27 protein-coding genes and 1 other RNA gene are annotated in these 25,549 nt (G+C 63.1%); 10 read left to right on the forward strand and 18 right to left on the reverse strand.

Annotation, left to right across the window (positions count from 1 at the left end; genetic code table 11):
* Nucleotides 1-10 precede the first annotated feature (10 nt).
* The 8 genes from hflC to G5V57_RS31835 form a co-directional block, all read right to left on the reverse strand.
* Entirely contained in the window at nt 11-892 is an 882-nt protein-coding gene (hflC, locus tag G5V57_RS31800) for a protease modulator HflC (RefSeq protein WP_165172916.1), read from the reverse strand.
* On the reverse strand, nt 889-1,983 hold the full coding sequence (gene hflK / locus G5V57_RS31805; RefSeq protein WP_165172918.1) for an FtsH protease activity modulator HflK: 1,095 nt from the start codon (nt 1,981-1,983) through the stop codon (nt 889-891). The genes hflC and hflK overlap by 4 nt, the downstream gene beginning before the upstream one ends.
* 71 nt (nt 1,984-2,054) lie before the next feature.
* Nucleotides 2,055-3,344: an NAD(P)/FAD-dependent oxidoreductase gene (locus G5V57_RS31810; protein WP_165172920.1), complete on the reverse strand. Its 1,290-nt coding sequence runs from the start codon at nt 3,342-3,344 to the stop codon at nt 2,055-2,057.
* Between the two features lie 15 nt (nt 3,345-3,359).
* Complete coding sequence (locus G5V57_RS31815) at nt 3,360-3,866, reverse strand: dihydrofolate reductase (RefSeq protein WP_165172922.1); 507 nt, start codon at nt 3,864-3,866, stop codon at nt 3,360-3,362.
* Entirely contained in the window at nt 3,863-4,348 is a 486-nt protein-coding gene (locus G5V57_RS31820) for a GNAT family N-acetyltransferase (protein WP_165172924.1), read from the reverse strand. The genes G5V57_RS31815 and G5V57_RS31820 overlap by 4 nt, the downstream gene beginning before the upstream one ends.
* The gene (locus G5V57_RS31825; protein ID WP_165172926.1) at nt 4,345-5,121 is read right to left on the reverse strand and encodes a CPBP family intramembrane glutamic endopeptidase; all 777 of its coding nucleotides are present in this window, start codon (nt 5,119-5,121) and stop codon (nt 4,345-4,347) included. The genes G5V57_RS31820 and G5V57_RS31825 overlap by 4 nt, the downstream gene beginning before the upstream one ends.
* Nucleotides 5,122-5,127: 6 nt before the next feature.
* Nucleotides 5,128-5,922 carry a thymidylate synthase gene (locus tag G5V57_RS31830; protein WP_165172928.1) on the reverse strand — a complete coding sequence of 265 codons (795 nt, stop codon included), beginning with the start codon at nt 5,920-5,922 and terminating at the stop codon, nt 5,128-5,130.
* A gap of 59 nt (nt 5,923-5,981) precedes the next feature.
* Nucleotides 5,982-6,296: a DUF2853 family protein gene (locus G5V57_RS31835; RefSeq protein WP_165172930.1), complete on the reverse strand. Its 315-nt coding sequence runs from the start codon at nt 6,294-6,296 to the stop codon at nt 5,982-5,984.
* A gap of 221 nt (nt 6,297-6,517) precedes the next feature.
* Here G5V57_RS31835 and ssrA point away from each other — a divergent pair.
* The 4 genes from ssrA (at nt 6,518) to G5V57_RS31855 (ending at nt 10,316) form a co-directional block, all read left to right on the forward strand.
* Nucleotides 6,518-6,874, forward strand: a transfer-messenger RNA (tmRNA) gene (ssrA, locus tag G5V57_RS31840).
* A gap of 78 nt (nt 6,875-6,952) precedes the next feature.
* Nucleotides 6,953-7,465 carry an SspB family protein gene (locus G5V57_RS31845; protein WP_165172932.1) on the forward strand — a complete coding sequence of 171 codons (513 nt, stop codon included), beginning with the start codon at nt 6,953-6,955 and terminating at the stop codon, nt 7,463-7,465.
* Between the two features lies 1 nt (nt 7,466).
* Nucleotides 7,467-8,390, forward strand: a complete 924-nt coding sequence (mepA, locus tag G5V57_RS31850) for a penicillin-insensitive murein endopeptidase (RefSeq protein ID WP_246737751.1) — start codon at nt 7,467-7,469, stop codon at nt 8,388-8,390.
* Nucleotides 8,391-8,411: 21 nt separating this feature from the next.
* Nucleotides 8,412-10,316 (forward strand): potassium transporter Kup, encoded by a 1,905-nt coding sequence (locus tag G5V57_RS31855; protein WP_165172934.1) that lies wholly within the window; start codon nt 8,412-8,414, stop codon nt 10,314-10,316.
* Nucleotides 10,317-10,368: 52 nt separating this feature from the next.
* On the opposite strand, the gene G5V57_RS31860 is transcribed toward G5V57_RS31855, so the two are convergent.
* From G5V57_RS31860 to G5V57_RS31885, 6 genes are read right to left on the reverse strand one after another with little or no spacing between them, the layout of a single operon-like run.
* Nucleotides 10,369-11,883, reverse strand: a complete 1,515-nt coding sequence (locus G5V57_RS31860) for an ABC transporter substrate-binding protein (protein WP_165172936.1) — start codon at nt 11,881-11,883, stop codon at nt 10,369-10,371.
* 20 nt (nt 11,884-11,903) lie between these two features.
* Nucleotides 11,904-12,887, reverse strand: a complete 984-nt coding sequence (locus G5V57_RS31865) for an ABC transporter ATP-binding protein (RefSeq protein ID WP_165172948.1) — start codon at nt 12,885-12,887, stop codon at nt 11,904-11,906.
* On the reverse strand, nt 12,884-13,849 hold the full coding sequence (locus G5V57_RS31870; RefSeq protein ID WP_165172950.1) for an ABC transporter ATP-binding protein: 966 nt from the start codon (nt 13,847-13,849) through the stop codon (nt 12,884-12,886). The genes G5V57_RS31865 and G5V57_RS31870 overlap by 4 nt, the downstream gene beginning before the upstream one ends.
* On the reverse strand, nt 13,846-14,691 hold the full coding sequence (locus G5V57_RS31875) for an ABC transporter permease (RefSeq protein ID WP_371744844.1): 846 nt from the start codon (nt 14,689-14,691) through the stop codon (nt 13,846-13,848). Before G5V57_RS31875 ends, G5V57_RS31870 begins: the two co-directional genes overlap by 4 nt.
* Before the next feature lie 17 nt (nt 14,692-14,708).
* Nucleotides 14,709-15,647 carry an ABC transporter permease gene (locus tag G5V57_RS31880; RefSeq protein ID WP_165172952.1) on the reverse strand — a complete coding sequence of 313 codons (939 nt, stop codon included), beginning with the start codon at nt 15,645-15,647 and terminating at the stop codon, nt 14,709-14,711.
* Nucleotides 15,648-15,662: 15 nt separating this feature from the next.
* Nucleotides 15,663-16,550 (reverse strand): proline iminopeptidase-family hydrolase, encoded by an 888-nt coding sequence (locus tag G5V57_RS31885; protein ID WP_165172954.1) that lies wholly within the window; start codon nt 16,548-16,550, stop codon nt 15,663-15,665.
* A 143-nt stretch (nt 16,551-16,693) separates the two neighbouring features.
* On the opposite strand from G5V57_RS31885, the gene G5V57_RS31890 reads away from it, so the two are divergent.
* From G5V57_RS31890 to G5V57_RS31900, 3 genes are all read left to right on the forward strand, one after another.
* Nucleotides 16,694-17,530, forward strand: coding sequence for an IclR family transcriptional regulator (locus G5V57_RS31890; RefSeq protein WP_165172956.1), 837 nt, complete (start codon nt 16,694-16,696; stop codon nt 17,528-17,530).
* Nucleotides 17,531-17,634: 104 nt separating this feature from the next.
* The gene (locus tag G5V57_RS31895; protein ID WP_165172958.1) at nt 17,635-18,564 is read left to right on the forward strand and encodes a CehA/McbA family metallohydrolase; all 930 of its coding nucleotides are present in this window, start codon (nt 17,635-17,637) and stop codon (nt 18,562-18,564) included.
* Between the two features lie 5 nt (nt 18,565-18,569).
* Nucleotides 18,570-19,751, forward strand: a complete 1,182-nt coding sequence (locus G5V57_RS31900; protein ID WP_165172960.1) for an MFS transporter — start codon at nt 18,570-18,572, stop codon at nt 19,749-19,751.
* Nucleotides 19,752-19,814: 63 nt separating this feature from the next.
* Here the strand turns inward: G5V57_RS31900 and G5V57_RS31905 are convergent, their stop codons facing one another.
* Nucleotides 19,815-20,267 carry a hypothetical protein gene (locus G5V57_RS31905; protein WP_165172962.1) on the reverse strand — a complete coding sequence of 151 codons (453 nt, stop codon included), beginning with the start codon at nt 20,265-20,267 and terminating at the stop codon, nt 19,815-19,817.
* Between the two features lie 475 nt (nt 20,268-20,742).
* Here G5V57_RS31905 and fumC point away from each other — a divergent pair, with 475 nt between their 5' ends.
* The 3 genes from fumC to G5V57_RS31920 are packed head-to-tail and all read left to right on the forward strand — an operon-like array spanning nt 20,743 to nt 22,542.
* Nucleotides 20,743-22,134, forward strand: a complete 1,392-nt coding sequence (gene fumC, locus G5V57_RS31910) for a class II fumarate hydratase (RefSeq protein ID WP_165172964.1) — start codon at nt 20,743-20,745, stop codon at nt 22,132-22,134.
* Nucleotides 22,135-22,141: 7 nt separating this feature from the next.
* Nucleotides 22,142-22,318 (forward strand): DUF4169 family protein, encoded by a 177-nt coding sequence (locus tag G5V57_RS31915; protein ID WP_165172966.1) that lies wholly within the window; start codon nt 22,142-22,144, stop codon nt 22,316-22,318.
* The gene (locus G5V57_RS31920; RefSeq protein WP_165172968.1) at nt 22,318-22,542 is read left to right on the forward strand and encodes a ribbon-helix-helix domain-containing protein; all 225 of its coding nucleotides are present in this window, start codon (nt 22,318-22,320) and stop codon (nt 22,540-22,542) included. Before G5V57_RS31915 ends, G5V57_RS31920 begins: the two co-directional genes overlap by 1 nt.
* Here G5V57_RS31920 and G5V57_RS31925 read toward each other — a convergent pair.
* The 3 genes from G5V57_RS31925 to G5V57_RS31935 form a co-directional block, all read right to left on the reverse strand.
* Complete coding sequence (locus tag G5V57_RS31925) at nt 22,539-23,288, reverse strand: ATP-binding cassette domain-containing protein (protein ID WP_165172970.1); 750 nt, start codon at nt 23,286-23,288, stop codon at nt 22,539-22,541. The two genes, G5V57_RS31920 and G5V57_RS31925, sit on opposite strands and share 4 nt — an antisense overlap.
* Complete coding sequence (locus G5V57_RS31930) at nt 23,281-24,333, reverse strand: ribose ABC transporter (RefSeq protein WP_165172972.1); 1,053 nt, start codon at nt 24,331-24,333, stop codon at nt 23,281-23,283. Before G5V57_RS31930 ends, G5V57_RS31925 begins: the two co-directional genes overlap by 8 nt.
* A gap of 187 nt (nt 24,334-24,520) precedes the next feature.
* The gene (locus tag G5V57_RS31935) at nt 24,521-25,516 is read right to left on the reverse strand and encodes an ABC transporter substrate-binding protein (RefSeq protein WP_165172974.1); all 996 of its coding nucleotides are present in this window, start codon (nt 25,514-25,516) and stop codon (nt 24,521-24,523) included.
* Nucleotides 25,517-25,549: the final 33 nt, after the last annotated feature.

Consider the following 25,549-nt stretch of genomic DNA (forward strand, 5'->3'; position numbering starts at 1 on the left):
TGTCCAGCAGCTAGGGCGTTGCCGGCTTGGCCTTATCCATGCCGAGATATTTGAAGAAATCCGAATCCGGCTTCAGCACCATGGTGGTGCCCGGGTCCGACAGGCTGTTCGTATAGGCCTGCATCGACCGGTAGAAGTCGAAGAATTCCGGATCCTTCTGGAAGGCATCGGCGAAGATGCGGTTGCGTTCCCCTTCGCCCTCGCCGCGGATGACCTCCGACTGGCGCTGGGCGTCGGCCAGCTTCTCCGTATAGGCGCGGTCGGCCTGAGCCATGATCTCGATCTTGCGCGCCTCACCGCGGCCGCGCAGGTCCTTGGCCTCGGCGATGCGTTCCGAGCTCATCCGCTCATAGGTGTTCTTCAGCACCTCGTCCATGAGATCGGTGCGCACGATGCGGACATCGACGATCTCGATGCCGTTATTGAGCGCTTCGGCGCGTACCTGATCGCGGATCTCGCGCATCATCACGGCGCGGTCCTTGGACAGTGCCGCATCGAAGGTGCGCTTGCCGTAGGTCTGGCGCAGGGCGGCATCGAGACGGGTGCGGATGCGGTCCCAGGCGCGCGTCAGGTCGGCGCCCACGGTCTCGCGGAAGCGCTGCGCATTGACGACGCGCGCCATGGTGACGGCGTCGACGAGATAGCGCCGGCCGTCCACCACCTGGACGCTCATATTGTCGCTCGTCCACAGGATCATGCGGTTTTCGATCGGCACCACTTCGTCTGCGAACGGGACCTTGAAATAGAGCCCCGGCTTCTCGACGATGCGGTTGATCTCGCCGAAGCGCAGCACCAGCGCTTTCTTGCGCTGATCGACGATGAACGTGGAAGACCAGACGACCAGCGCCAGGATGACGACGATGACGACGCCGAAGGATTTGAAGAAGTTCATTGGCTCGCTCCTTGCGCCGGCGTCGTCGTGCTGTTTTGGCGTTTCTGGATTTCCGGCAGCGGCAGATAGGGAACCACGCCCTGACCGTCGCCTTCGATGATCACCTTGTTCGATTTGGAGAGGATGCCCTCCATCGTTTCGAGGAACATGCGCTTGCGCGTCACGTCCTGCGCCTTGGCATACTCTTCATAAACGCTGAGGAAGCGCTGCGCTTCACCCTGGGCTTCGAGCGTCACACGGGCCTTGTAACCCTTGGCGTCCTCGACCAGCTTGGCGGCTTCACCTTCGACGAGGCGACGGCGCTGATTGGCGTATTGGTCAGCTTCGTTGATAGAGCGGGCGAGATCCTGCTCGGCGCGCTGCACTTCTTCAAAAGCGTCGAGCACTTCCGCCGGCGGGTCGGCCTTTTCGAGCTTGAGGCCGGTGATGAGAATGCCGGCGCCATAGCTGTCGAGCGTGGTCTGGCTGATGCCCATGACCTGGTCCTGGGCGGCGAGACGGCCGGTGGTGCGCACTTCCTCGGCCGGCGTGCGGCCGACGATTTCGCGCATGGCGCTCTCGGCCACGACTCTCACCAGCTTCTCCTGGTCGCTCACATTGAAGAGATATTCTTCCGGATTCTTGATCTTCCACAGAACCGTGAAGCGGATATCGACCAGGTTCTGATCGCCGGCCAGCATCAGCCCTTCATTGGCGACGGCGCCGATCGAGGTCTGGCGTTCGGATTCGACCTGTACGGTTTCGAGCGTCTCGACCGGCCAGATGGCGAAATGGAGGCCCGGATTGACGGTGCGGGTATAGCTGCCGAGCCGGAGCACAACGCCGCGTTCATCCGCCTGTACCTGATAGACGCTGTTGAAGGCGACGAGCGCCAGAAGGGCGAGAACGAAGATCACCCAGGTGCCGCGCCCACCGGCGCCACCGGGCAGGATGTTCTTGAGACTGTCCTGACCCTTGCGGATCAGCTCGTCGAGGTCAGGTGGCGTGGGGCCGCGATTACCGCCGGAGGGGCCTCCAGGCCCCTGTCCCCAGGGACCTTGTCCCCAAGGGCCTTTATTGCCCCCGCCACCGCCATCCTTGTTCCACGGCATTGAATCTCACCCTTGTCGTTATGCGTCGCGCTCATATAGGAATTTGGAGCGACGGAGTCCAATGCGCAAATTCATGCGCAAGCGGTCTGTTTCCCGCCCGCAGCACCCTTGGCGGCGGCCGCTGTTGCTTTAGCCGCGGCAAGAAGGCCAGTCTCGAAGGCGCCATGCGCGGTCGCATGGAACGAGGGATGCACATGCTCGCCGGCGAGGAAGATACGCTCGGCGATGGGATTTGCAAAATTGCGGCGCGAGAGGCCCCGGCCGGGCTTGGCGCAGGAATATGCCCCATTGATAAAAATGTCGGAAGACCAATGGGTTGCGGTGGCTTTCTTGACTCTTTTTCTTAAGTCCGAGCCGAAGGCGCGCACAAGCGCCGCCAGCGCGAAATCGACCATTCCGGCCTCCCCCTCGCGCTCCATTTCGCGGGCGAACTGTCCGCCGATATGGGTAATGGCGATCGGCCTTCTGAAGGGATGCAGCTCGAAATTGAGGGGGTGCGTCGTCGGCGCCACCGGATCAAAGATTTCGACATACGGCATGTCGAAGCCCTCGAACACTTTTCCGTCAAAGGCGATGGCGACTTTTTCATAGTACCCCATGGGCACGTCCTGCAGTGCCTGGGCGATGTCGGCGGGCATATCTGCAAGGACGAGCTTACCCGTCTCCAGCATGCGCGCCGGTACCGCCACGATGGCGGCCTTGGCGGTGATCGTGCCCTGATCCGTCTCGACCGTGACGCCCTCTCCCCGCGCCGTCACTTTGCGCGCCGCGACCCTCGTTGCAATGGGTAATCCTTCGGCGAGCCTGGCGATCAGCGCGCCATATCCGTCCTCGACCGCGAGGTTGAGGCCGGTGTCCTCATAGCTCCCTGCATCACGCGTAGATATCTCCTCGGGCTCAGCCGAATACATGAGGCTGAGCCAGTGCCGCGCCATCGGATACCAGGGATGCTGCGGGTCGAGCAGGCTCGCCGCCGGCACATCTTTGCCGGCACGCCCGGTGGCGGCCACCTCGCCCAACATGCCCCAGACATATTCCTCGTGTTGCTGCTCGGCCTTCCATTCGCCGTTCATGAAAGCCTTCATGACCCCTTCGCGCGGCTTCTTCAGGTATTTGTGGCCGATCTCCTCGGCGAGTTGGCGCAACACATTCTTGTCCGCCGAGTGGAACCAGTGGCAGCCATGGTCCCACAGATGGCCGAGGCTCGTCGCTTCGCTGAAGGCGCGCCCGCCGATGCGGTCCTTGGCTTCGATGATGAGGAAAGGAATGCCGGTCTTGGCCAGAGCACGTCCGGCGCCGACGCCGGCAGCCCCCGCCCCGATGACGACGATGTCGGGATTAGTCGGATATTGAACCATCATTCAATGATGCGGGGCTTAGCGCTTCCGGTCAAGCACGCGCAGGACGAAGCCCGCATCATCGCCTTCGGCTCGCACATGCGTCTCACGCGACGTCTCCTGCCATTGCGCGAAATCGAGCGGCGGAAAGATCGCGTCACCTTCGGGCTCGAGTTCAACCTCGGTCAGATAAAGCCGGTCCGCCATGGGCAGGAAGGCGCCGAATATCTCGCTGCCGCCAATGACGCAGATCTCTTCGGGTTGCGCTCGCCGCGCCTCAGCCAGCGCCGCATCGACGCTCGCGACGACGAAGGCGCCGGCTGCCGAATAATCGCGATGCCGGGTGATCACGATATTGAGCCGCCCGGTCAGGGGTCGCTTGGGCAGGCTCTCCCAGGTCTTTCGCCCCATGATCACCGGTTTGCCCATGGTGATCTGCTTGAAGCGCTTGAGATCGGAGGAGATGCGCCAGGGCAGCACGCCCTTGCGCCCAATGACGCCGTTGCGCGCAACCGCCACCACGAAGGCGATGCGTGGACGCGTCACGGCCTTGCCTCGGCGAACCGGATCAGCGCCTCGTCCGCCAAGCGGTAATAGCGCATCCCCTCGTCGTGAACGGCGCCCGTCTGGTCATAGAGCCCCTGCGCCTTGGCGTTCCAGCCCATGGTGAGCCAGTAGATGCTGGGAAAGCCGCGCTGCCGCGCCTCGACCGCGAGCTTTTGCAGCAAGGCCCGCCCGATGCCGCGCCGCTGATAAGCGGGCAGCACCGAAAGATCCTCGAGATACATGATCTCGCGCCCGCGCGCGGTGGTGAAACTCCGATGCCAGAAGGCGCAGCCCGCCGGTTCGCCCTCGCAGAAGGCGATGAGGCAGCCGACGATCGGATCAGGCGCGAAAAGCGCGCGCTCGAGGTCCTCCGCGGTCGCCGTGTACTTGTCGAGATAGTCATGCGCTTCCGCCAGTGCCCGTGTCAGCACCAGAAGCGCCGGCCCTTCGCCGGGTCTGATCGGTCGGATTTCGATTGTCATTGCGATGCCATGGAATAGAGCGCCACCGCCGACATCGCGTTCCATACCGCGTGGCAGGCGATCGTCACCCACAGGCTGCCGAAGCGCACCAGAAGCCAGCTTAGAAGCAGGCCCATCAGGAACAGGAGGCCGACGACATGGAGCGGCTGGGTGAACGCATGCGTCACCGCCCACAAGGCGGACGTGAGGAGCGAAGCGCCGCTTGTGCCGAGCGGTGTCAGCGCCAGGGCGGCGAAAATCTGCCCGCGGAAGATCAGTTCTTCCGCGAGCGGCGCGCCGATGACGAGGCCGCCGGCGATCAGGAAGAAGAGCGGGTCATGGCCGAACTGCATGGTGCCCTTCTCCACCAGGCCGGACGAATTGAGATCGAACCCGAACAGTGTGGCAAGAAGCAGGAACAGCGCGTTGATGCTGACGAAGAAGCCGCCAACAGCCGCGGCCCAGCCGAGAAGGCCGAGATCGGGCAGACGCAGCGCCAGTACCCGGCCCGGATCAGCACCTTGCCGACGCACCGCAATCCAGGCGATTCCGGCGGTCACCAGGCCGGCCGGAAGGATCGCCAGCAACACCGCGCGCAGCCAGTCTCCGTTATCCCCTGTCTGGCCCGAGGTCAGTAGGAGAATACCCGCGCCGAAGAGCGGAACAAGGACGACCTGGTTGACCAGCAGAAGCCCGATAAAGATGCCGATGGACGGCAACAGCCCAAGCGGATTGAACGGTCGGTAGAGCGCGTGGCTGAGGCTCGCGCGGAAATCGTCACCGATGAGCGTCATGGGCGTCTACACCGCGACCGGTGCCGCGATATGCGGGTGCGACTGGTAGCCGACGATCTCGAAATCCTCAAAGCGGAAATCGTCGATGGACCTCACGTCGCGCTTGATGACGAGGCGCGGCAGCGGCAGCGGCAGGCGCGCAAGCTGCTCATTGGCCTGGTCGAGATGATTGAGATAGAGATGGGCATCGCCCAGCGTGTGCACGAACTCGCCGGCTTTCAGGCCGGTCACATGCGCAACCATGTGGGTGAGGAGCGCATAGGAGGCGATGTTGAACGGCACGCCGATAAAGATATCGGCGGAACGCTGATAGAGCTGGCAGGACAGCCGGCCATTGGCGACATAGAACTGGAACAGGCAGTGGCAGGGCGGCAGCGCCATCCTGTCGACATCAGCGGGATTCCACGCCGTCACGATGAGGCGCCGGGAATCCGGGTTTTTGCGGATGCGGTTGATGACGTCGGCGATCTGGTCGATCGTGGTGCCGTCGAGCGCCGGCCAGGAGCGCCATTGCGCCCCATAGACGGGGCCGAGATTGCCGTCCTTGTCGGCCCATTCGTCCCAGATGGTGACACCGTTGTCGCGCAGGTATTTGATGTTGGTGTCGCCGCGCAGGAACCACAGCAGCTCATGGATGATCGAACGCAGATGCAGCTTCTTCGTCGTGAGCACGGGAAAGCCGGCAGCGAGATCGAACCGCATCTGGTAGCCCAGAACCGACAAGGTGCCGGTGCCGGTGCGGTCATCCTTGCGCGCGCCGTGATCGCGCACATGGCGCATGAGGTCGAGATATTGCTGCATGAGCCGAACCTAGCCGATTCCGCCCCCCGATCTCAACGGGAACAGTCAATAAGGTAGAACTAGGCGAGTTTACCCAGCGTGCCGGTATGTTCAGCTACCAGATAATAGACCGTGACGCGGTGCTTGGTCCGGTCGGCCTTCATCTTTTCGCCGACGGCCCTGATCGCCGCCTCTGCCGTGCTGGCATCGAGGCCGAGCTTCTTGGCGCAGAATCCGTTGACCACGCGCTGCACCTCGGCATCGTCGCTGATCGAGACCCACTTGGAATCGGCGCCCTTGAGCGCGATGCCGCAGAACTTGACAATCGCGTCCACCGCCTTGGCATCGACCTGGGCGGTATATTTGCGGATATCGGCAGAGTAGTCGGAACTCATGGTCTATCCCCCGTGACTGGCGCGTGATCGTGGCAAGAGAACGTCACGCACTGTTCAGGATTCCGGCCACCCTCGTCATTAACAGGCCGTACCGGCCTGAATTGACTGTGGTCGGGGTTAAGGCCGCATAGGGCGGCGTCGCCAGTTGGGTTCCTATTCATGGCGTTTTTGCGGTGGATTGCGGTCAAAGCGGCCTGAGCTCCAAGTAATACCCGTGCCCTCCCCTTTTCATCCGCCGCCCGCTCGCCTATATTGACCATGCCTCCCGCAAGGGCGGCTATGGCGATAAATGGCCATCGTAATAAACCCATCGGACCCGGGGGCGGTACCCGGCGCCTCCACCAGAGACCGCGACGGATCGCGGCCTCTGATGGGGGCGAAATAGGATCGACGAGGGCGTAAAGGGTGAGCTTTTGCTCGAGATGGCTCCGACGTAACGGGCCACTTTATAGTTGCCAATGACAACTATGCTCCGGCCGCTCTCGCTGCTTAATGCAGCGCGTAAGCCGAAATCAAAGTCCTTGGCCTTAGCCGGCTAAGGCGGGGTTCGCAGGCACCTGGCAACAGAAGCCTGCACTTCCCTTCAATTTAATGACTTCATCCGGCCCAGCCGAGTATATGATAGCAGTGAATCGATTTGCCTCGGGGACTGGACTATGGCTGAAGATCTGATGCGCTACGACCTCCTGGCGCAGGAAGCGCTCAGGGGGGTTGTGCGTGCATCGCTGCGCAAGATCATGAAGACGGGGCTGCCGGGCGAACATCATTTCTACATCGCCTTCGACACCCGTTATCCGGGTGTGCGCCTGTCCGAGCGACTCGACAAGAAATACCCGCGCGAGATGACCATCGTGCTGCAGCACCAGTACTGGAGCCTGCAAGTACGCGACGACGAGTTCGAGGTCGAACTTTCTTTCGACAATATTCCGGAGAAGCTCGTCGTTCCCTTCAATGCCATCAAGGGTTTCCTCGATCCCTATGTCCAGTTCGGCCTGCAATTCGAGACCGTGAAGATGGAACCCCAGCTCAAGGACACCGAAATGCCGGCTCAGCCCGCCCCCGCCGCCGAGCCCGGTGGCGTGGCCGGCGACGCCGTCGCTGGCGCCGAACCGGCGGAACCCGCCGAGACGGGCCGTGTCGTTTCCCTCGATTCGTTCAGAAAGAAGTGACATCGTGCTGAGGCTGGTCGCTCTTTTTCTCCTCATCCTCGCTCCCTCCATGCCTACCTTGGCCCAGAGCAAAGATGCGGCGACGCTTGCGGCCATCGCCAACAACGCCATCAACGAGATCCCGGCCAAGAAGCTCTTCGGCGCCCAGAGGACACCCGCCAATCTGGCCCCGCGCGCCATCGGCACCTACGCCAAGGGCTGTCTCGCCGGCGCCGAGGCCCTCCCGGTGAACGGTCCGGCCTGGCAGGTCATGCGCCTGTCGCGCAACCGCAATTGGGGGCATCCGAAGCTCATCGCCCTGCTCGAGCGGCTCGCTGATGATGCGCGCGAGAAGGACGGCTGGAACGGCCTCCTGGTCGGCGACATCTCGCAACCGCGCGGCGGCCCCATGCTGACCGGTCATGCCAGCCACCAGATCGGCCTCGACGCCGATATCTGGCTGATGCAGATGCCCAACCGCACCTTGACGCGCGACGAGCGCGAGAAGATCAGCCCCAAGCTGGTGGTCAAGGACCGCAAGGAGATGGACTACAGCGTGTGGACCGAGGCGCATGCCCGCCTCATCAAGCGCGCCGCCTCCTACCCGGAAGTGGCACGCATCTTCGTGCATCCGCCGATCAAGCGCGAACTCTGCCGCTGGGCCACGGGCGACCGGTCCTGGCTCGCCAAGGTGCGCCCCTATTACGGCCACAACTACCATTTCCACATCCGCATCCACTGCCCCAATGGCGGCTGCAAGGACCAATGGGCACCGAATCCCAAGGACGGCACCGGTTGCGGCGAGGAACTGGCCTATTGGTACAGCGACGCTCCCTGGAAGCCGCCCAAGCCCGCCAAGCCCAATGCCAAGCCGCCCAAGCCGCCCAAGCCCTTGACGATTACGGGCCTTCCTGCTGAATGCCGCTCCGTCGTGACGGCGGAGTAACCAAGTCGGTGACAACAGAGCATGAGTGATCTTCAATCGGCGCCGGCCGGCGACGAGGGCTCGCGGACGGAACTTCGCCGCAAGCTGAAGCTTGCTTTCGCCAGCATCGGTGTGGTGTTCGGCGATATCGGCACCAGCCCGCTCTATGCCATGCGGGAATCGCTCGCCCATATCGCCAACGCCGGCGGTAATGTGCATGCGGATGTCGTGGCGGTCGTGTCGCTCCTCATCTGGGCGCTCATCCTCATCGTCACCGTCAAATATGTATTGATCCTGATGCGCGCCGACAACAAGGGCGAAGGCGGCATACTTACCCTTGTCGTTCTCGCCGAGCAGGCGCTGCGCCAGCGGCGCAGATTTGTTCTGATCCTGGGTGTCGTCGGCGCCGCCTTCTTCTTCGGCGATGCGATGATCACGCCCGCGATTTCGGTTTTGTCGGCCGTCGAAGGGCTGGCCGTCGTCAACCCGGCCTTCGGCAGCTACGTGGTGCCGATCACCCTCGTCATTCTCGCCACCTTGTTCGCCTTCCAGTTTCGCGGCACCGGCAATGTCGCTTCGCTCTTCGCGCCGATCACCACCTTGTGGTTCGTGACCATCGCCGTGCTGGGCCTCCTCCATATTGGTGACGATCCGGCCATCTTCATGGCCCTCAACCCGATCCATGCCGCCAAGCTCGTGATCTCCGATCCCGGCATGGGCCTCATCATTTTCGCCGGCGTCTTCCTGGCGGTGACCGGCGGCGAGGCTCTCTATGCCGATCTCGGCCATTTCGGCCGCATCCCCATCCGCCTCGCCTGGGGCTTCATCGTGCTCCCGGCGCTGATCCTGAACTATCTGGGCCAGGGCGCCTTCGTGCATGCCAATCCCGATGCCGTGTCCAATCCCTTCTTCCTGATGGCGCCGTCCTGGGGCCTGATTCCGCTGGTCGTTCTCGCCACACTGGTAACCGTCATCGCAAGCCAGGCCGTCATCACCGGCGCCTTCTCCATCGCTCAGCAGGCCATCTCGCTCGGCCTCCTGCCGCGCATGAACATCACCCATACCAGCGACACCGAGCAGGGTCAGATCTATATCGGCCAGATCAACTGGCTGGTCTTCGCCGGCGTCGTCCTTCTGGTGCTGCTCTTCGGCTCCTCCGCCAGTCTCGCTTCCGCCTATGGCATCGCCGTCAACATTTCGATGATCATCGACACGGCGCTTGCCCTCATCGTTTTCTGGCACGCCCGGCATTTCCCACCGGCGATCGTGCTACCCGTCCTGGGCGTCATCCTTGGCATCGAACTTGTCTTCTTCGCCGCCAACAGCACCAAGCTCATTGCCGGTGGCTACGTGCCGGTGCTGATCGGCCTCACCATCATCGTGACGATGCTGACCTGGCTGCGCGGCCGCTCCCTCCTCGCCGAGAAGCTGCGGCGCGACAGCGTCGAGCTCGAGGGACTTCTTGCCTCTTTGGAGCGCCGCCCGCCCACCCGTGTGGCTGGCGCCGCCGTCTTTCTGCAGACCGACCCCGTCTACGCGCCGAGCGCGCTCATGCACAATCTCAAGCACAATCGCGTGCTGCACGACATTCTGGTCTTTGTATCAGTAGAGACAATGGAAGTGCCGCGCGTGCAGCTCGGCGATCGCGTGGCGGTGAAGAAATTGCCGCTCGGCGCCTTCCTGGTCGAGGCACGCTACGGCTATATGGAGCAGCCGGACGTCCCGGCGGCCTTGCGCATGTGCGAACCCTACGGCCTCTCGATCGATCCGCGCCAGGCCTCTTATTTCCTCGGCCGCCGCGCCATCCGAACCTCGCCGCGCGCAAAAATGCCCTTCTGGCAGCAGCGGCTCTTCATCATGCTCGCCAACCAGTCGGCGCGCGCCATCGAGTTCTTCCGCATACCGCCCGAGCGCGTCGTCGAACTCGGCATGCAGATGAGCGTGTAAGACTGGAATTCTGAAGCCGGGAGCGCCGCGCTGACGCTCCCGGACCGCGAATCTACTTCTTCTTCGTATCCTCGAGGAAGAAACGTCCCAGCGGATTCTGATAGAAGGCTTCGATCCCCGCCCGGCAGGCATTGCGGTACGGGCTGTAATAGAGATCGATCCAGTTGACGTCGGCTTTCGCCATCTTCTGGAGCTCGATATACATCTGTTCCCGCTTCGCCGGGTCGAACTCGATTCTGGCTTTCTCCACCAGTTCCTTGACCTTATCGTTCTTGTAGCGGGTCATGTAGTTCAGATTGGAGTCATGCCCCAGAACGAAGGTCGTTTTCTGGTCGGGATCGATGATGTCGTTGGTCCAGTAGTTGACGGCGACATCGTAGTTGCCGGCGACGAGCTCGTTCCAGCCGGCGCTCGCATCGATCTTCTGGATGTTCATGGTGATGCCGGCGGCGGCCACCTGCTGCTGGATGAGAACGGCGATCTGCTCGTCCACCTCGTTGCCGGCCTCGACATTGTATTGCAGCGTCAGCCCTTCCGCGCCCGCTTCCTTGAGCATGGCCTTGGCCTTCTCGGGATCGTGGGGGCGGCGAAGGTTGTCGGCATAGTAATACAAGGTGCCGGCCGGAATGTAGGAATTGGCCACCGTGCCCACACCGAAAGTGACCGTGTCGACGATCGACTGCTCGTCGATGGCGAGATCGAGCGCCTCGCGCACTTCCTTCTTGGCGAGCGCGCCGCGCTCGTGATTGATCAGGAGATGATCCTCGCGCGTCGAGGGATCGAGCAGCACCTGCAGCGTCGTGTCCTTCTTCAGTTCGGAGATGCGCGAGAACGGCAGGAAGATGGCGCAGTCGATTTCGCCGGCCTGCAATTTCAGCACGCGGGTATTGTCATCCGGAATGGAGAGCCACTCGACCCCGTCGAGGGAGACGCGGTTGGCTTCCCAGAAATTCGGGTTCTTCTCCAGCACCACCTTCTCGCCGCGCCGCCACTCCTTCATGATGAAGGCGCCCGAGGAAACCGGATGCTCGGCGAAGCCCGCCTCGTCGGCGCTCACCGCCTTCTCCGGAAGGATCGAGATGCCGGGCATCGCGAGGGTGGCGAGGAAAGGTGCCGTAGGCTGGTTCAAGGTGACGACGAGCGTTTTGTCGTCGGTGGCGACCGCATCCTTGACCACCGAATAAGTGGCGCCCCAGAGCGATTCCTTGTGATCGCGGATGCGCTTGATGGTGAAGGCCGCATCGGCGGCGGTAATCGGTGAGCCGTCCGAGAATTTGGCATCACGCATCTTGAACGTGTAGGTGAGCTTGTCGTCGGAGATCGTCCAGCTCTCGGCGAGGCCCGGCTCGAGCTTCGTGCCGGTCTTGTCGACCCGCACCAGCACGTCATACATGTTGGAGAACACCCAGAAATCGACGTTCTGGGCGGTCTTGATCGGATCCATCGTGGTGCCGTCCTCGCGCCGCCCGATGGTCAGCACGCCTTCAGCATGGGCGGTTGCGATATCCCCGGCGAACACGCTGAGCGCCCCGGCGAAGATTGCGCCATACTTGAATTTTGCTTTCATGTTTCTCTCCCTGGTTGCAGTCAAAAATCGAAATGGCAGGCTACTTGGCCCATCCGCGCCGCCCGCAGCGTCGGCCTGGTGCCACTGGCGCAGATGTCCTCGCAATGCGGGCAGCGGGGATGGAACGCACATCCGGTCGGCAGATCGAGCGGACTGGGCGGATCGCCGCGCAGCGTCTGCGGCGCCAACTGGTGGTCGGGATTGGTATCGGGCACCGCCGCGAGCAGCGCCCGCGTATATGGATGCCGCGGGGCAGCGAAGACTTCCTCGGTCAGACCCTCCTCGACCACCTGCCCCAGATACATGATGGCGATCCGCCGGCATAAATGGCGGACCACGCCCAGATCATGCGAGATGAAGATGAGGGCGAGCTTCATACTCTGCTGCAGTTCGAGCAGGAGATTGAGGATCTGCGCCTGGATCGAGACGTCGAGTGCGGCGACGCATTCATCGGCGATGATGAGACGAGGCTCGATGGCGAGTGCGCGGGCGATTCCGGCGCGCTGACATTGTCCCCCGCTCAGCTGATGAGGCCGCCGCTGCGCCATCTGGGGCGACAGGCCGACGAGGCGCAGCAGGTCCGCGACCCGCGCTTCGATAGCCTGAGGCTCGACTTTGCGATGGACCCGCAGCACCTCCGCCAGCGCTTCGCCCACGGGCATGCGGGGATTGAGCGAGGCATAGGGATCCTGGAAGATCATCGCCACTTGGCCGCGCAGCCGCGCCAGCGACAGTCGCTCGCGCGGGGTTATGAGCGCGCCGTCATAGCGAACCTCGCCGCTCTCGACCTGGGTCAATCCGAGTATGGCGCGGGCGAGCGTGCTCTTCCCGCATCCCGACTCCCCCACGATGCCCAACGTGTCGCCCGCATCGATGGCGAGGCTCACCCCGTTGACTGCCTGGACATGGCGCGCTTTGAAGCCGAGCGCCGGCAGGTCGAGACCGGCGACCCGATAGCTGACCCTGAGATCGCTTACAGCGAGCAAAGGCGTGGCCGCGCTCATGATGCGGCCCTCCAGGCTTCCGCGAGAGGACAGGCGGTGAGGCGCTGCGGCGCCACCGCCTGCAGCACCGGCAGGCTTTCGTGGCACGCCGGCTCGGCGCGCGGACAGCGCGGATGAAACCGGCAGCCTGCTGGAAAGGCGCCGGCGGGCGGCGCCTGGCCCGGAATGGCCGGAAGCGGACCGGCTGGCCGGGCGGCGCCCGGCTGGCATCTGAGGAGCGCCTCCGTATAGGGATGTGCGGGCTCGCGCAGCACTGCGCGCTTGGGGCCGCGCTCCATCACCCGGCCGGCATACATGACATAGACCCAGTCGCAGGTCTGCGCGACGACGCCCAGATTATGGGTGACGAGCAGGATGGCGAGGCCGAGACGGTCGCGCAGGTCGAGCAGCAGGCGCAGGACCTGCGCCTGGACGGTGACGTCGAGCGCCGTCGTCGGCTCATCGGCGATCAGGACCTTGGGGCGGCAGGCCAGCGCCATGGCGATCATGACCCGTTGGCGCATGCCGCCCGAGAATTCATGGGGGTAACTGTCCAGTCGGCTTCCGGCGTCGGGAATGCCCACTTGGCGCAGAAGCTCGATGGCACGCGCCCGGCTGATGCTCCGGCTGGCGCCTTCGTGATAGCGTATGCTCTCGGTGATCTGCTCGCCGATGGTCATCACCGGATCGAGGCGTGAGCTCGGATTCTGGAAGATCATGCCGATCTCGGTGCCGCGCACCTGGCGCATGTCGGCTTCGCTCGCCCTTGAGAGGTCCCGCCCGTTGAGAATGATCTCGCCCGAGGCGACATGAAGCTCGGGTGGCAGGAGCCTCATCAAGGCCTGACAAGTCAGGCTCTTGCCCGATCCGCTTTCGCCGACGAGCCCGAGCACCTGCCCCTGCTCCAGATCGAGATCGACATCCTCGACGAGCCGGGTCTGGCCGAGCGCGATGGCAAGGTTGCGGACAGAAAGCAGGGTCATGACTGGCGCAATCCGAAGCGGGCGGCGAGACCGTCCGCCAGAAGGCTGAAGCCGAAGGCCATCGTGACGATCGCGAGCCCCGGGAAGGTGGTGATCCACCACGCGGTTGAGATGAAGTTCTGTCCCTCGGCGATCATCACGCCCCATTCCGCGGTCGGCGGTTGGATTCCAAGGCCGAGATAGGAAATGGCCGAACCCGATAGCACCACCAGCACCACGTCCGACATGGCGAAGACGACCGATCCGGCAATGCAGTTCGGCAGCACATGCCGGAACAGGATGCGCAGCGGCCCGAAGCCCAGCGAGCGCGCCGCCACCACGAAATCGCTGTTCTTGAGCACGAGCACCTGAACCCGCACCAGTCGCGCATAGGAAACCCAGCCGACCAGCGTTATGGCGATATAGAAGCTGACCAGACCTGGCTTGAGGAAGGCGATAATCGCCAGCATCAGGACGAGAAAGGGAAAGGCGAGCACGATATCGATCAACCGCATCAGGGCGGCATCCACCCATCGCCCCGAATATCCGGCGATAGCGCCCACGACCGTCCCGATCATGAATGGGAAGATCACGCCGATGACGCCCATTTGCAGATCGATGCGGGCGCCATAGATCACCCGCGACAGGAGATCGCGGCCGAAATTGTCGGTTCCAAGGAGATGGGCCAGGCTCGGTCCCTGCAGCTTCTCCGGCAGATTATGCATGATCGGATCATAGGGCGCGATCCAGGGCGCGAGCAGCGCCACGGCCACCCAGCCGCCGACGACGAGGACTCCGGCCCAGAAGGTCAGCGTGAATCCGGTGGCTTCGGCGAGCGACAGGCCGCGCCCCGGCTTGAGCAAGGAAAGCGCCAGCCGGCTCACAGCTTCACCCTCGGATCGACCTTGACCGTAATCAGATCGGCGATGAAGTTCACCACGACGGTCGCGCAGGCGAAGACGAGCGTGACGCCCTGCACCACCATGTAGTCGCGGCTGAAGATCGCGCGCACCAGAAGCTGGCCCATGCCGGGCAGCGAGAACACGGTTTCGACCACGACGCTGCCGCCGATCAGCCAGCCGATATTGATGGCGAGCAGGTTGACCGTCGGGATGATCGAATTGGGCACCACATGGCGACGGAATACCCAGTCCGCGGGCAACCCCTTGGCGCGCGCGGCGACCACGTGATCGGAGGCGAGCTCGGCGATCATGCTGGCGCGCAGGTTGCGCGTCGCCACCGCGGAAAGCGCCAGCGCCACGGTCAGGCAAGGCAGGATCATGTGATGAAGCCGCTCGCCGAAAGTGTCGCCGAAGCCCGATACGGGGAACAGCTTCAGCTCGACGCTGAGCAGGATGATGAGCATGATGCCGAGCCAGAAGGCGGGAAATCCGAGACCCAGCGTGGTGAAGCCGCGGATCAGATGATCGATGGCGCTGTCACGCTTGAGCGCCGCGAGGCTGGCGAGCGGCACCGCGATGAGCAGGGTCAGCAGCACGCTGCCCAATATCAGAAGCAGGGTTGGCACCATGCGGTCGCCGATCAGCGACAGGACCGGGACCTTGTAGAGGATGGACTGGCCCATTTCGCCATAAGCGAGATTCTTGAGATAGTAGATATACTGGGTCAGCAGCGGCTCATCGAGGCCGTAGAGCGCCCTGATCCGCGCCACCGCCTCTGGCGTCGCCTTGGTGCCGAGCAGGAAGCGGACCGGATCGCCCGGTATGGATTTGACGAGGACGAAGCTCAGCAGACTGATGCCGAGCAGCACCGGAATGAGCTGCAGCGGGCGGAAGAGCACGAAGCGGTAGCGGTGCATCGTTTTCCTCGGGGATCAATTACGGTGCCGATCGAGGAATTCGAACAGAACCGGATAATAGGCCTGCGGTTCCTCGTAGAATGGCATATGCGACGAGTTGGGAAAAACCTTGAGCTCAGCCTGCGGCAGATGCTGCTTCATCCGCAAGGCGCAGGCGGGCGTCAGCTCGTCATGCTGGCCGACCGTGATCAGCACCGGCACGGAGATGGAATGGAGGTCAGGGACGCGATTCCAGTCCTTCAGATTGCCGGTATAGAGGAATTCGTTCGGCCCCTGCATGGTCACATAGGGCCCCATATTCCAGTCACCGAGCGAGCGCTGCACCGGTGCCGGCCATTCCTCGAGCCGGCAGACATGCCGGTAGTTGAGCAACGTGATCGCGGCCTCGTATTCCGGATGCTTGATCGTACCCTGCGCTTCGTGGCGCTGCATCATGGCGACGGTCTCGGGCCCCAGCGCGCCGCGCAGCCTCTCGAGCTCGCTGACCAGATGCGGCATGTCGGCGACCGTGTCCTCGAGCAGCAGGCTCTTCAGCTTGTCGCCGTGATGCAGGGCATATTCAATGGCGAGCCAGCCGCCCCATGAATGGCCGAGGAGATGCACCTTGCCGAGCTTGAGCGCGGTGCGGACGGTTTCGACCTCATCGACATAGCGGGCGATCGTCCACAAGGAGGGATCATCGGGGCGGTCCGATTTTCCGGTACCGAGTTGATCGAAAGCGACGACGCGAAAGCCCCGGTCGGCGAGGATCGAGTGGGCTTCGCGCAGGTAGTCGCAGGGAAGGCCGGGCCCGCCATTGAGGAGAAGAACCCCCTCCTCGCCGCTGCCGAAGGAATAGGTCACGATGCGGTGCTTGCCGATCGCGACTTCCTTGATCTCGTCCGCAGCGCGCTCTTCCCACATGTCATCGCCCCTTTTTCCCGGACACTTCGCGTCAGCGGGTGCAACGTGTATTGCAGTAAAATACCTTATATTATAAAACAATAATTGAGGCATGTGAGGCTGACAAGCCCCGTTTGCCGGATATAAAACGACGAGTTGCCAGGATGGGTAGTGCCCGACAGCGCCCGAAGGATCTATCGCCGCCGGCCCCGGCCGCGCCAGCTCTGGTCTCCGCTTCGACGCGCAAGGCCGATCCGCTCTTCGTCGGTTCACTCGAAAAGGGCCTCAAAATCCTCGACTGTTTCACTGGCGGCGAGACGGCGTTGAGCTTGACCGAGATCTGCCGGCTGGCGCAGCTCGACAAGAGCGCGGCGCAGCGTTTTACCCACACGCTGATGAAGCTCGGCTATCTCGAAAAGGATGAGCGCACGAAGCGCTACTCGCCTTCCGCCCGGGTGCTCGACTGGTCGGTCGCCTATATGCGGTCGGATCGGCTCATCCAGTCCGCCGGGCCCTATCTGGTGAACCTGCACGAGGAGACCCGCCAGGCAGTCAATCTGAGCCGGCTGATCGCCACCGACGTGATGTATGTCGTACGCATACCGGCGCGGCGGGCCCGCCTGCTCAGCCCCATTGTGGGCGAGCGCGTGCCGGCTTTCTGCACCGCGAGTGGCCGCGCAATCCTGTCCGGACGCACCGATGAAGAAGTGGCCGACCTGCTCGACCGTTCGATCCTCGTGCCCTTCACGGCGCACACCATCTGCGATCGCGCGACGATCCTGGAGCGTATCGCCGAGGCCCGGCAAACCGGCTACGCCATAGCCAAAGAGGAATGCCTGCCCGGCGAACTGACCATCGCGGCACCGATCCTCAATGCCGAAGGCCGCTCCATCGGCGGCGTCAACATGTCCATGACGACGCGCGACTGGACCGTCGAGCGCATGAGGGGCGAGCTTGCCCCCGTCCTGCTGCGGACCGCCGCGGCCCTGTCGAACCTGTAGGGGAAACGCGTCAATCGCCCCACGCATGGGGAGCCCGCCGACAATGCATATTGAGCCTGGCCTTCGAATGGGATAGCGAGAATGCCTCATTTCAGAGGCGCTTCATGACCGCTCTCCCGCCCTTCTCTCTGCCCGGCCGGTTCTGGCGGGGCAATCTCCACACCCATTCCACCTTGTCCGACGGCGTGCTCGAACCCGCCGCGGTCGTCCAGGCCTACAAGGACGCCGGCTACGACTTCATGATGCTGTCGGATCACTTCCTCGGTCATTTCGACTGGCCGATCGCCGATACGCGCAACTTTCGCTCCAACGACTTCACCACCATCATTGGTTCGGAACTGCACGCGCCCGAAACCTCGGCGGGCGAGCTTTGGCATATCGTGGCGGCGGGCCTGCCGCTCGATTTTGCTCCTTGTGCACCGGAAGAAACCGGTATCCAGGTGGCGCGACGTGCCGCCGAGGCCGGCGCCTTCATCGGCATCGCGCACCCCGCTTGGTCGCAGCTCACCATCGAGGACGGCCGCGCTATCGACGTCGCCCACGCGGTCGAGATCTACAATCACGGCTGCGCCATCGAATGCGACCGCGGCGACGGCTTTTACCTGCTCGATCAGCTCCTCACCGAAGGCAAACGGCTGACCGCCTTCGCCACGGATGACGCGCATTTCCGCTACCCCGATCATTTCGGCGGCTGGGTGCAGGTGAAGGCAGAGGCGAACGACCCCGATCTGCTGCTCGCCGCCCTGAAGCACGGCCATTACTATTCGAGCCAGGGGCCGCTCATCCAGGATATCTCCCTCGAAGGCTCGGAGCTTCACGTCGCCACATCGCCCGTCGACACCATCGCCGTTGTCTGCGGTCATTCTCGAACCGTTCAGCGCCTGGGACGATCCATCACCGAGGCCACGCTCGATCTGAAAAAGCTCGAGAAAGGCTGGCTTCTCACCAAAGGGAGCCCATGGTTCCGGGTCGCCATCATCGATCAGGCCGGCAAACGCGCCTGGAGCAACCCGATCTGGAAGGATCGGCTTTAATCACAATGCCTCTGTGGCGCGTCATCACCGCTCTGGGCATCACCCAGATCATCGGCTGGGGCACCACCTATTATGCCCTGGGCGCGCTTTCGCTCGACATCGCCGCCGATCGCGGCTGGTCCAAGCTTCTCATCTTCGGCGCCTTCTCGGCGGCACTTCTGATCAGCGGCATCATCTCGCGCGCCGCCGGCCGCGCCATCGACGATTTTGGCGGCAGGCGTGTGATGGCGATCGGCTCATGCTTCGCCGCCTTGGGCTGCCTCATCCTCTCCTTCGCTACCGAGCCCTGGATCTATGTGCTGGGCTGGCTGGTCCTCGGCCCCGCCATGCGCCTCGTCCTCTATGACGCGGCGTTTCCTTCCCTTGCCCAGGTCGCGCGCCAAAAGTCGCGCCGCGCCATCTCCTATCTCACCTTGTTCGGCGGCCTTGCCTCGACCGTCTTCTGGCCGGTGTCGCATTATCTGTCGCAGGAGATCGGCTGGCGGAACACGTTTCTGGTCTATGCCCTCCTGCATCTCCTCATCTGCCTGCCGCTGCACTTGTGGGTGCTGGGCCGCGGCAATGAGCGCGAGATCGCGGCCGAAACGACGCCGCCACCCCTACCCGCTCACCCGATCCTCACCGGCAATGACCGGCGCACGGCCATGATCGCCTTCGCACTGGTGCTCGCCTTGAACAGCATCGTCTTCTCCTCGATATCGGCGCATGTGCTGCCGATTTTCGAGGGGCTGGGCTTCAGCGCCGCGACCGCGGTGACGCTCGCCGCCCTCGTCGGACCCTCGCAGGTCGCGAGCCGCATCGGCGACATCCTCGCCGGTCACTATGTGAAGACCATGACCCTGGGCCTCATCGCCGTGGGCCTGCTGCCCCTGGCGCTCGCTCTGTTCGCCGGCGGCGGCTTCGTACTGTGGGCGGCGCTCGCCTTCGCCCTGCTCTACGGCATGTCCAACGGGCTGATGTCGATCATCAAGGGCATCATCCCACTGAGCCTCTTCGGCCATCAGGGTTACGGCCTTGTCATCGGCACGCTCACCATGCCGCAACTATTCCTGAACGCGATCGCACCCACGCTTTTCGCCATCGTCCTCGACCAGGTAGGCCCGAAGAACGGCCTTCTCGTCGGTCTTTTCTTCGGCCTTGCCTCCTTTGCCGTAATGGCCTGGCTGGCGCGGCGTTATCCTCGCTAAATCACGATGAGTTTGGGTTGAACCATTTTTCGAATCCGGACAACCTGCCCGCCTTGCGTAATTTTACGTGGCGACACCCGCCGGCGGACTTGTTGCTGGCCGCCTTTGCCAATTGACTTCGCCGGACGTTCTGCAGCGAATTTCCGGCAACTGCTTCTCCGGGTGCGGAGCTTTCTTGGCCATATCGATGTGAACTCCGGGATCACTTAGTCCCTTGTTTGTATTCTCGGGGCGTTGATGCGTCGCCGTTCCGCCAAAGACCAATTGTGTTGCGCGCTCAACGTCACGCAATCCGGCCGCATTCAATGGCCGGCCAGGAATGGTCTGTACATTCGCCAGCGGTGATGGAGTTCCAGGCGATTGACTCGCTGCTCCATCGCCTGCAAGCGCACTTCCATCGCCAGATGCCGTGCTGGTTTGTGCGGCATTCTCGAGGAGATTACCCTCATCCTTCTTGTTCCACACGCGCAGCAAAGCTTGCACGATTTCACGAATTATTCGGAGGCCGAGAGCCATTCGGTTGATCCTTTTATCGGAGTTCAGGAGTTGACGTCCGAACGCAACTCCTGAACTTGATATTTCCAAAATCCTGCCGTCTGGCCCACGATGTCAAGCACCTCGTGTCGCCGAGAATAAGGACTGATCACTCCACCAATCTGGTGGAGTGCAATCTCGCCATCTGCGTCTGATGCGGCCTCAAGCCGTTCATCATACGCAAGACCGGATTGGCTAAGATCCATCAAGGAAGCGGAAGCGTCTGGCGTCGGCGGGCCTTTGCCCAGGCTGCCATTTCCGTCGGGCCTCGTTCAGACTATCGACATTGGCGCCGCCCGCGAGGTCTGGATTCCCGCTCTGCGCCGGATCTTTGGAATGACCGGAACGGCTCATGCCCTTCGATCTAGCAGCCACCGCCCTGCCATGCTAGACCGCGCCCGACTTACCTTATCGGGGCGCTCGTAGAGGCACCCAAATTCCACCAAGGCAGGACCAGATGACCAAGACCCGCACTGAAACCGATACTTTTGGCCCCATCCAGGTCGAGGCCGACCGCTATTGGGGGGCGCAGGCGGAACGCTCGCTCGGCAATTTCAAGATTGGCTGGGAAAAGCAACCGAAACCGGTGATCCGGGCATTGGGCATCGTCAAGATGGCCGCCGCGGAAGTGAACATGTCGCTCGGCAAGCTCGACCGCAAGGTCGGCAAGGCCATCGTCGCCGCCGCCCAGGAAGTGATCGACGGCAAGCTCGACGACCATTTCCCGCTCGCCGTCTGGCAGACCGGCTCCGGCACCCAGTCCAACATGAACGCCAATGAGGTGATCTCCAACCGGGCCATCGAGATGATGGGCGGCGTCATGGGCTCGAAGTCGCCAGTGCACCCGAACGACCATGTCAATATGAGCCAGTCGTCCAACGACACCTATCCGACCGCCATGCATATCGCTTGCGCCGAGCAGATCCACCACGATCTCCTGCCCGCGCTGCATCACCTGCACCGAGCGCTCGCCAAGAAGTCGAAGCAGTGGGCCAAGATCATCAAGATCGGCCGCACCCATACGCAGGACGCCACCCCGCTCACGCTGGGCCAGGAGTTCTCCGGCTACGCGACGCAGGTCCAGAACGGCCTCACCCGTATCGTCGAGACCATGCCGGCGCTGATGGAGCTCGCCCAGGGTGGCACCGCGGTCGGCACCGGCCTCAACGCGCCCAAGGGCTTCGACAAGAAGGTCGCCAAGCGTATCGCCGCCATCACCGGGCTGCCCTTCACCACCGCTCCCAACAAGTTCGAGGCGCTCGCCGCCCACGACGCGATGGTGATGAGCCACGGCGCCATCAACACTGTAGCCGCCTCGTTGTTCAAGATTGCCAATGACATCCGTTTCCTGGGCTCAGGGCCGCGCTCCGGCCTCGGCGAATTGTCTCTCCCCGAGAACGAGCCCGGTTCCTCGATCATGCCGGGCAAGGTCAACCCCACCCAGTGCGAGGCCCTGACCATGGTGTGCACCCAGGTCTTCGGCAACAACGCCACCATCACCTTCGCGGGCAGCCAGGGCCATTTCGAGCTCAATGTGTTCAATCCCGTCATGGCCTATAATTTCCTGCAATCGGTCCGCCTCCTCGCCGACGCGGCGGTGAGCTTCACCGATCACTGCGTCACAGGGATCGAGGCCCGCGAAGACAATATCAAGGCGGCGCTCGACCGCTCCTTGATGCTGGTGACCGCGCTCGCCCCCAAGATCGGCTATGACAAGGCCGCCGAGATCGCCAAGACCGCCCACAAGCGCGGCACTACCTTGCGCGAGGAAGCGTTGCGCCTCAAATATGTGACGGCCCAGGAATTCGACCGCATCGTGCGGCCGGAGGATATGATCGGCCCCAAATGAGGCGGGCATGAGCGAGATCGTCAATCTCAAGCGCCACCGCAAGCGTCTGGCGCGCGCCGAAGAGGAGCAGAAAGCGGCGGAGAACCGCCGCCGCTTCAGCCGCACCAAGGCGGAGCGCGAACGTGAAGAAGCCGAGGACGATCGCGCTCAGCGTCATATTGACGGTCACAAGCGCGAGAGCTGATGCCCAGGGACTTCAAGCGCTCGCTCACCATCGCGGGACATCGCACCTCGCTCTCGCTCGAGCCTGAATTCTGGACCGTGCTCAAGGCCGCCGCCCAGGCTGAGCATAAATCCTTGGCCGCCTTGGTCGGCGAAATCGACCGCACACGTGGCGATCGCAATTTGTCGAGCGCGTTGCGTGTCTGGGTGCTGAACCGCCTGATGCAAAGGCCAGAACAGCCCTAACCGCCGATCATCAGCTTCACCACTTCGTCATGGCTGGTCTCGGCGATCCGCCTTTCGCCGGCGGTGACGCCGCGGCGCAGCACGATGATGCGGTCGGACACGGCGAATATATCCTGCAGATTATGCGAGATGAAAATCACGCCGCGCCCTTGCGCCTTGAGCTGATGGATGAGGGAAAGGACCTTGCGCTGTTCGGGCACGCCTAGCGCCGCCGTCGGCTCGTCCATGATCAGGATGCGCGCATTCCAGTAGACCGCGCGCCCGATCGCCACCGCCTGGCGCTGACCGCCGGAGAAATTGCTGACCGGCGCATCGAGGCGCGACACATGGAAGTCGAGCAGCGCCATCGTCTCGCGCGCCGCTTCCGCCATCCTGCGGCGATCGAGAACGGGGAGGAAGCCGAAGGCTTTGCGCATCGGCTCGCGGCCCAGGAAGATATTGGCGCCGATCGACAGGTTATCGGCGAGCGCCAGATCCTGATAGATCGTCTCTATGCCCTTGTCGCGCGCCTCTTGCGGTGTCGTGAAATGGATCGGTGCGCCATTGAGGAAGATTTCTCCGGCCGACGGCTGATAGACGCCCGACAGCGCCTTGATCAGCGTCGACTTGCCGGCGCCATTGTCGCCGGCAAGCGCCACCACCTCGCCGGCGCGCACCGCCATCGAGAAATCGCTGAGCGCCCGAACCGCACCGAAATGCTTGGACAGATGCCTCACTTCGAGGATGGGCGCGGAAACCTCACTCATCCTGGCGCCCTCCGCTGAAGCGGCGCTGCGCCTGGTCGATGAGCACCGAGATGATGATGACGACACCAACACTGATGAACTGCCAGAACGGCTCGACATTGACGAAGACGAGGCCGTACTGGATGACCGCGATCACCAGGGCGCCCGCCACTGTGCCGAAGATCGTGCCCGAGCCACCGAACAGGCTGGCGCCGCCGATCACCACCGCCGCCACGCAATCGAGCAGCAGTGGTTCGCCCGCTTGCGCGGCGCCGGCATTGAAGCGCGCCGAATAAAGCACCCCCGCCAGCCCGGCACAGGCGGCCGACAGGATATAGAGGCGCAGGAGATGCGACTTGATGTCGATGCCGGCGCGCCGCGCCGCCTGCACATTGGCGCCGATCGCGTAATTATGCTGGCCGAATTTCGTCTGGCTCAACACGTAGTGCATGAGCAGTACGAAGATTGCGGTGATGATCACGATATAGGGCACGCCGAAGAAGCGGCCATTGCCGATGAGCGCGAAGAAGGAATTGTTCACCGGCACGGTGGTGCCGCCGGCCAGCAGGAAGGCGACGCCGCGCGCCACGCCGAACATGCCGAGCGTGCCGATGAAGGGCGGCACCCGGAGTCGCGACACCAGGAGGCCGTTGATGAGCCCGGGCACGCAGGCGATGAGGACGGCGGCGATGAAGCCGAGGAGCACCGCGGTCGGCAGGCCCATGGCGGCGGTCGTGGCGTTGATGACATGGGCGGCGACCACCGCGGCGAGGCCCATGACGAAGCCCAGCGACAGATCGATGCCGCCCGAGATGATCACGAAGGTCTGACCCGTGGCGAGCAGCAACGGCGCCACCGCGAAGACCGCGATCGATTGCAGGTTGAACGGATTGAGGATGAAGGTCCCGCCGAAATCGGTGCGGGCCCAGGTCTCGAAGGCGGCGATCAGCGCCAGGAGGAACAGCCAGGCGCGCAGGTCGGCAATGCGCTGCAGCAGGCTCTTCGCGCGCTCGGCATGATCGGCCGGCGGCTTCACATGCGCAGTGCTGCTTTCGGTCGTTGTCATCGTGTCACGTCATCCATTCCGAGCAAAGGGAAAGGCTCCCGGACTAGAGAGCTTCCCGCGAAAGTTGCTCGACTTTCGTGATAAGGAAGCGCTCCAGATATATGTAATCGAGCCTTTTTGCCCCGCTTTGATCGAATCCCCTGGTTCGATAAAAACGGGAAAGGCTCTATGTCCGGGAGTTCGGGCGTCAGTCGGAATAGATGTATTTAGCGACATTCGGATCCTTCACATTGGTCTTGTCGATCACCGTGAAGCCGGTGCCGATCGCGACCGGAATGGATTGGCCGGTCAAATGCGCATAGGCTGACACCACGCCGTAGTAGCCGATCTCGGCCGGATGCTGGGCGATCGCCACATCGACGAGGCCAGTCGAGATATTGTCGACGATCGACGTCGGCGCGTCGAAGGCCACCACCCGGATGACGCCGGTCTGGCCCGCCTGCTGCACGCCATTGCCCGCCCCCAGCGCCGAGAACAGATTGGCGCCGAACACACCCTTCAGGTCGCTATTGCGGGCGAAGACGGCCTGTAGCTGGCTCGCTGCCTTGTTGGCGTCATTCTCGTTGAACTGCGTCTCGAGCACTGTCACTTTCGGGAAATTCTCGGCCATCTCGGCCTTGAACCCCTCCTCGCGCTGATCTGTCGTCGAGATGCCGGGCTTGACGTTGGACACATAGACCTTGCCCTCCCCACCGATCGCCGTTGCGAGCGCGCGGGCCGCCATGCGCCCGCCGAGCACATTGTCGGAGGCGATATAGGAGAGCGGGAAATCGGCATCGCCGGCACCGGTCTGGTATTTGCCGTTGCCGATGAAGGTGTCGACCGTGATGACCGGAATGCCGGCATCATGCGCTTTGCGCAAAGGCTGCACGAGCTGGGTCGTATCGGTCGGCGCGATCAGGATGGCGGAAGGCTGGCGCGCGATGACGGCATCGAGGACCGGCACCTGTACCACCGGATTGAATTCAGGCCCGCCCTGGAAAAGGAGCTCGACGCCCAGCGCGTCGGCTGCGGCCTGGGCGCCCTTACGCATCGTGATGTAGAAGGCGTCGGTGGTGAGACCCGGTATGAGCGCGATGGTGTATTTCTTGCCATCCTGAGCCTGGACCTCGCCTGCGGCGAGCCCGAGCGTGCCGGCAAGCGCCAGCGCTGATGCAGCCTTAAGCAGTAAGCGACGTTCCATGAACTTCCTCCCTGATTGAGCCGATCTTTTGAA

The sequence above is a fragment of the Nordella sp. HKS 07 genome, assembly GCF_011046735.1.
Lineage (GTDB): Bacteria > Pseudomonadota > Alphaproteobacteria > Rhizobiales > Aestuariivirgaceae > Taklimakanibacter.

What these genes read in the sequence shown, in the direction of transcription:
- G5V57_RS31820 (WP_165172924.1), bottom strand. Translation starts at nt 4,348, where the DNA reads ATGACAATCGAAATCCGACCGATCAGACCCGGCGAAGGGCCGGCGCTT.
- G5V57_RS31915 (WP_165172966.1), top strand. Translation starts at nt 22,142, where the DNA reads ATGAGCGAGATCGTCAATCTCAAGCGCCACCGCAAGCGTCTGGCGCGC.
- G5V57_RS31895 (WP_165172958.1), top strand. Translation starts at nt 17,635, where the DNA reads ATGACCGCTCTCCCGCCCTTCTCTCTGCCCGGCCGGTTCTGGCGGGGC.
- G5V57_RS31830 (WP_165172928.1), bottom strand. Translation starts at nt 5,922, where the DNA reads ATGCAGCAATATCTCGACCTCATGCGCCATGTGCGCGATCACGGCGCG.
- G5V57_RS31930 (WP_165172972.1), bottom strand. Translation starts at nt 24,333, where the DNA reads ATGACAACGACCGAAAGCAGCACTGCGCATGTGAAGCCGCCGGCCGAT.
- hflK (WP_165172918.1), bottom strand. Translation starts at nt 1,983, where the DNA reads ATGCCGTGGAACAAGGATGGCGGTGGCGGGGGCAATAAAGGCCCTTGG.
- G5V57_RS31900 (WP_165172960.1), top strand. Translation starts at nt 18,570, where the DNA reads ATGCCTCTGTGGCGCGTCATCACCGCTCTGGGCATCACCCAGATCATC.
- G5V57_RS31880 (WP_165172952.1), bottom strand. Translation starts at nt 15,647, where the DNA reads ATGCACCGCTACCGCTTCGTGCTCTTCCGCCCGCTGCAGCTCATTCCG.
- G5V57_RS31860 (WP_165172936.1), bottom strand. Translation starts at nt 11,883, where the DNA reads ATGAAAGCAAAATTCAAGTATGGCGCAATCTTCGCCGGGGCGCTCAGC.
- G5V57_RS31920 (WP_165172968.1), top strand. Translation starts at nt 22,318, where the DNA reads ATGCCCAGGGACTTCAAGCGCTCGCTCACCATCGCGGGACATCGCACC.
- G5V57_RS31885 (WP_165172954.1), bottom strand. Translation starts at nt 16,550, where the DNA reads ATGTGGGAAGAGCGCGCTGCGGACGAGATCAAGGAAGTCGCGATCGGC.
- G5V57_RS31855 (WP_165172934.1), top strand. Translation starts at nt 8,412, where the DNA reads ATGAGTGATCTTCAATCGGCGCCGGCCGGCGACGAGGGCTCGCGGACG.
- G5V57_RS31835 (WP_165172930.1), bottom strand. Translation starts at nt 6,296, where the DNA reads ATGAGTTCCGACTACTCTGCCGATATCCGCAAATATACCGCCCAGGTC.
- G5V57_RS31905 (WP_165172962.1), bottom strand. Translation starts at nt 20,267, where the DNA reads ATGGCTCTCGGCCTCCGAATAATTCGTGAAATCGTGCAAGCTTTGCTG.
- G5V57_RS31845 (WP_165172932.1), top strand. Translation starts at nt 6,953, where the DNA reads ATGGCTGAAGATCTGATGCGCTACGACCTCCTGGCGCAGGAAGCGCTC.
- G5V57_RS31865 (WP_165172948.1), bottom strand. Translation starts at nt 12,887, where the DNA reads ATGAGCGCGGCCACGCCTTTGCTCGCTGTAAGCGATCTCAGGGTCAGC.
- G5V57_RS31825 (WP_165172926.1), bottom strand. Translation starts at nt 5,121, where the DNA reads ATGACGCTCATCGGTGACGATTTCCGCGCGAGCCTCAGCCACGCGCTC.
- G5V57_RS31935 (WP_165172974.1), bottom strand. Translation starts at nt 25,516, where the DNA reads ATGGAACGTCGCTTACTGCTTAAGGCTGCATCAGCGCTGGCGCTTGCC.
- G5V57_RS31925 (WP_165172970.1), bottom strand. Translation starts at nt 23,288, where the DNA reads ATGAGTGAGGTTTCCGCGCCCATCCTCGAAGTGAGGCATCTGTCCAAG.
- G5V57_RS31890 (WP_165172956.1), top strand. Translation starts at nt 16,694, where the DNA reads ATGGGTAGTGCCCGACAGCGCCCGAAGGATCTATCGCCGCCGGCCCCG.
- hflC (WP_165172916.1), bottom strand. Translation starts at nt 892, where the DNA reads ATGAACTTCTTCAAATCCTTCGGCGTCGTCATCGTCGTCATCCTGGCG.
- G5V57_RS31870 (WP_165172950.1), bottom strand. Translation starts at nt 13,849, where the DNA reads ATGACCCTGCTTTCTGTCCGCAACCTTGCCATCGCGCTCGGCCAGACC.
- fumC (WP_165172964.1), top strand. Translation starts at nt 20,743, where the DNA reads ATGACCAAGACCCGCACTGAAACCGATACTTTTGGCCCCATCCAGGTC.
- G5V57_RS31810 (WP_165172920.1), bottom strand. Translation starts at nt 3,344, where the DNA reads ATGATGGTTCAATATCCGACTAATCCCGACATCGTCGTCATCGGGGCG.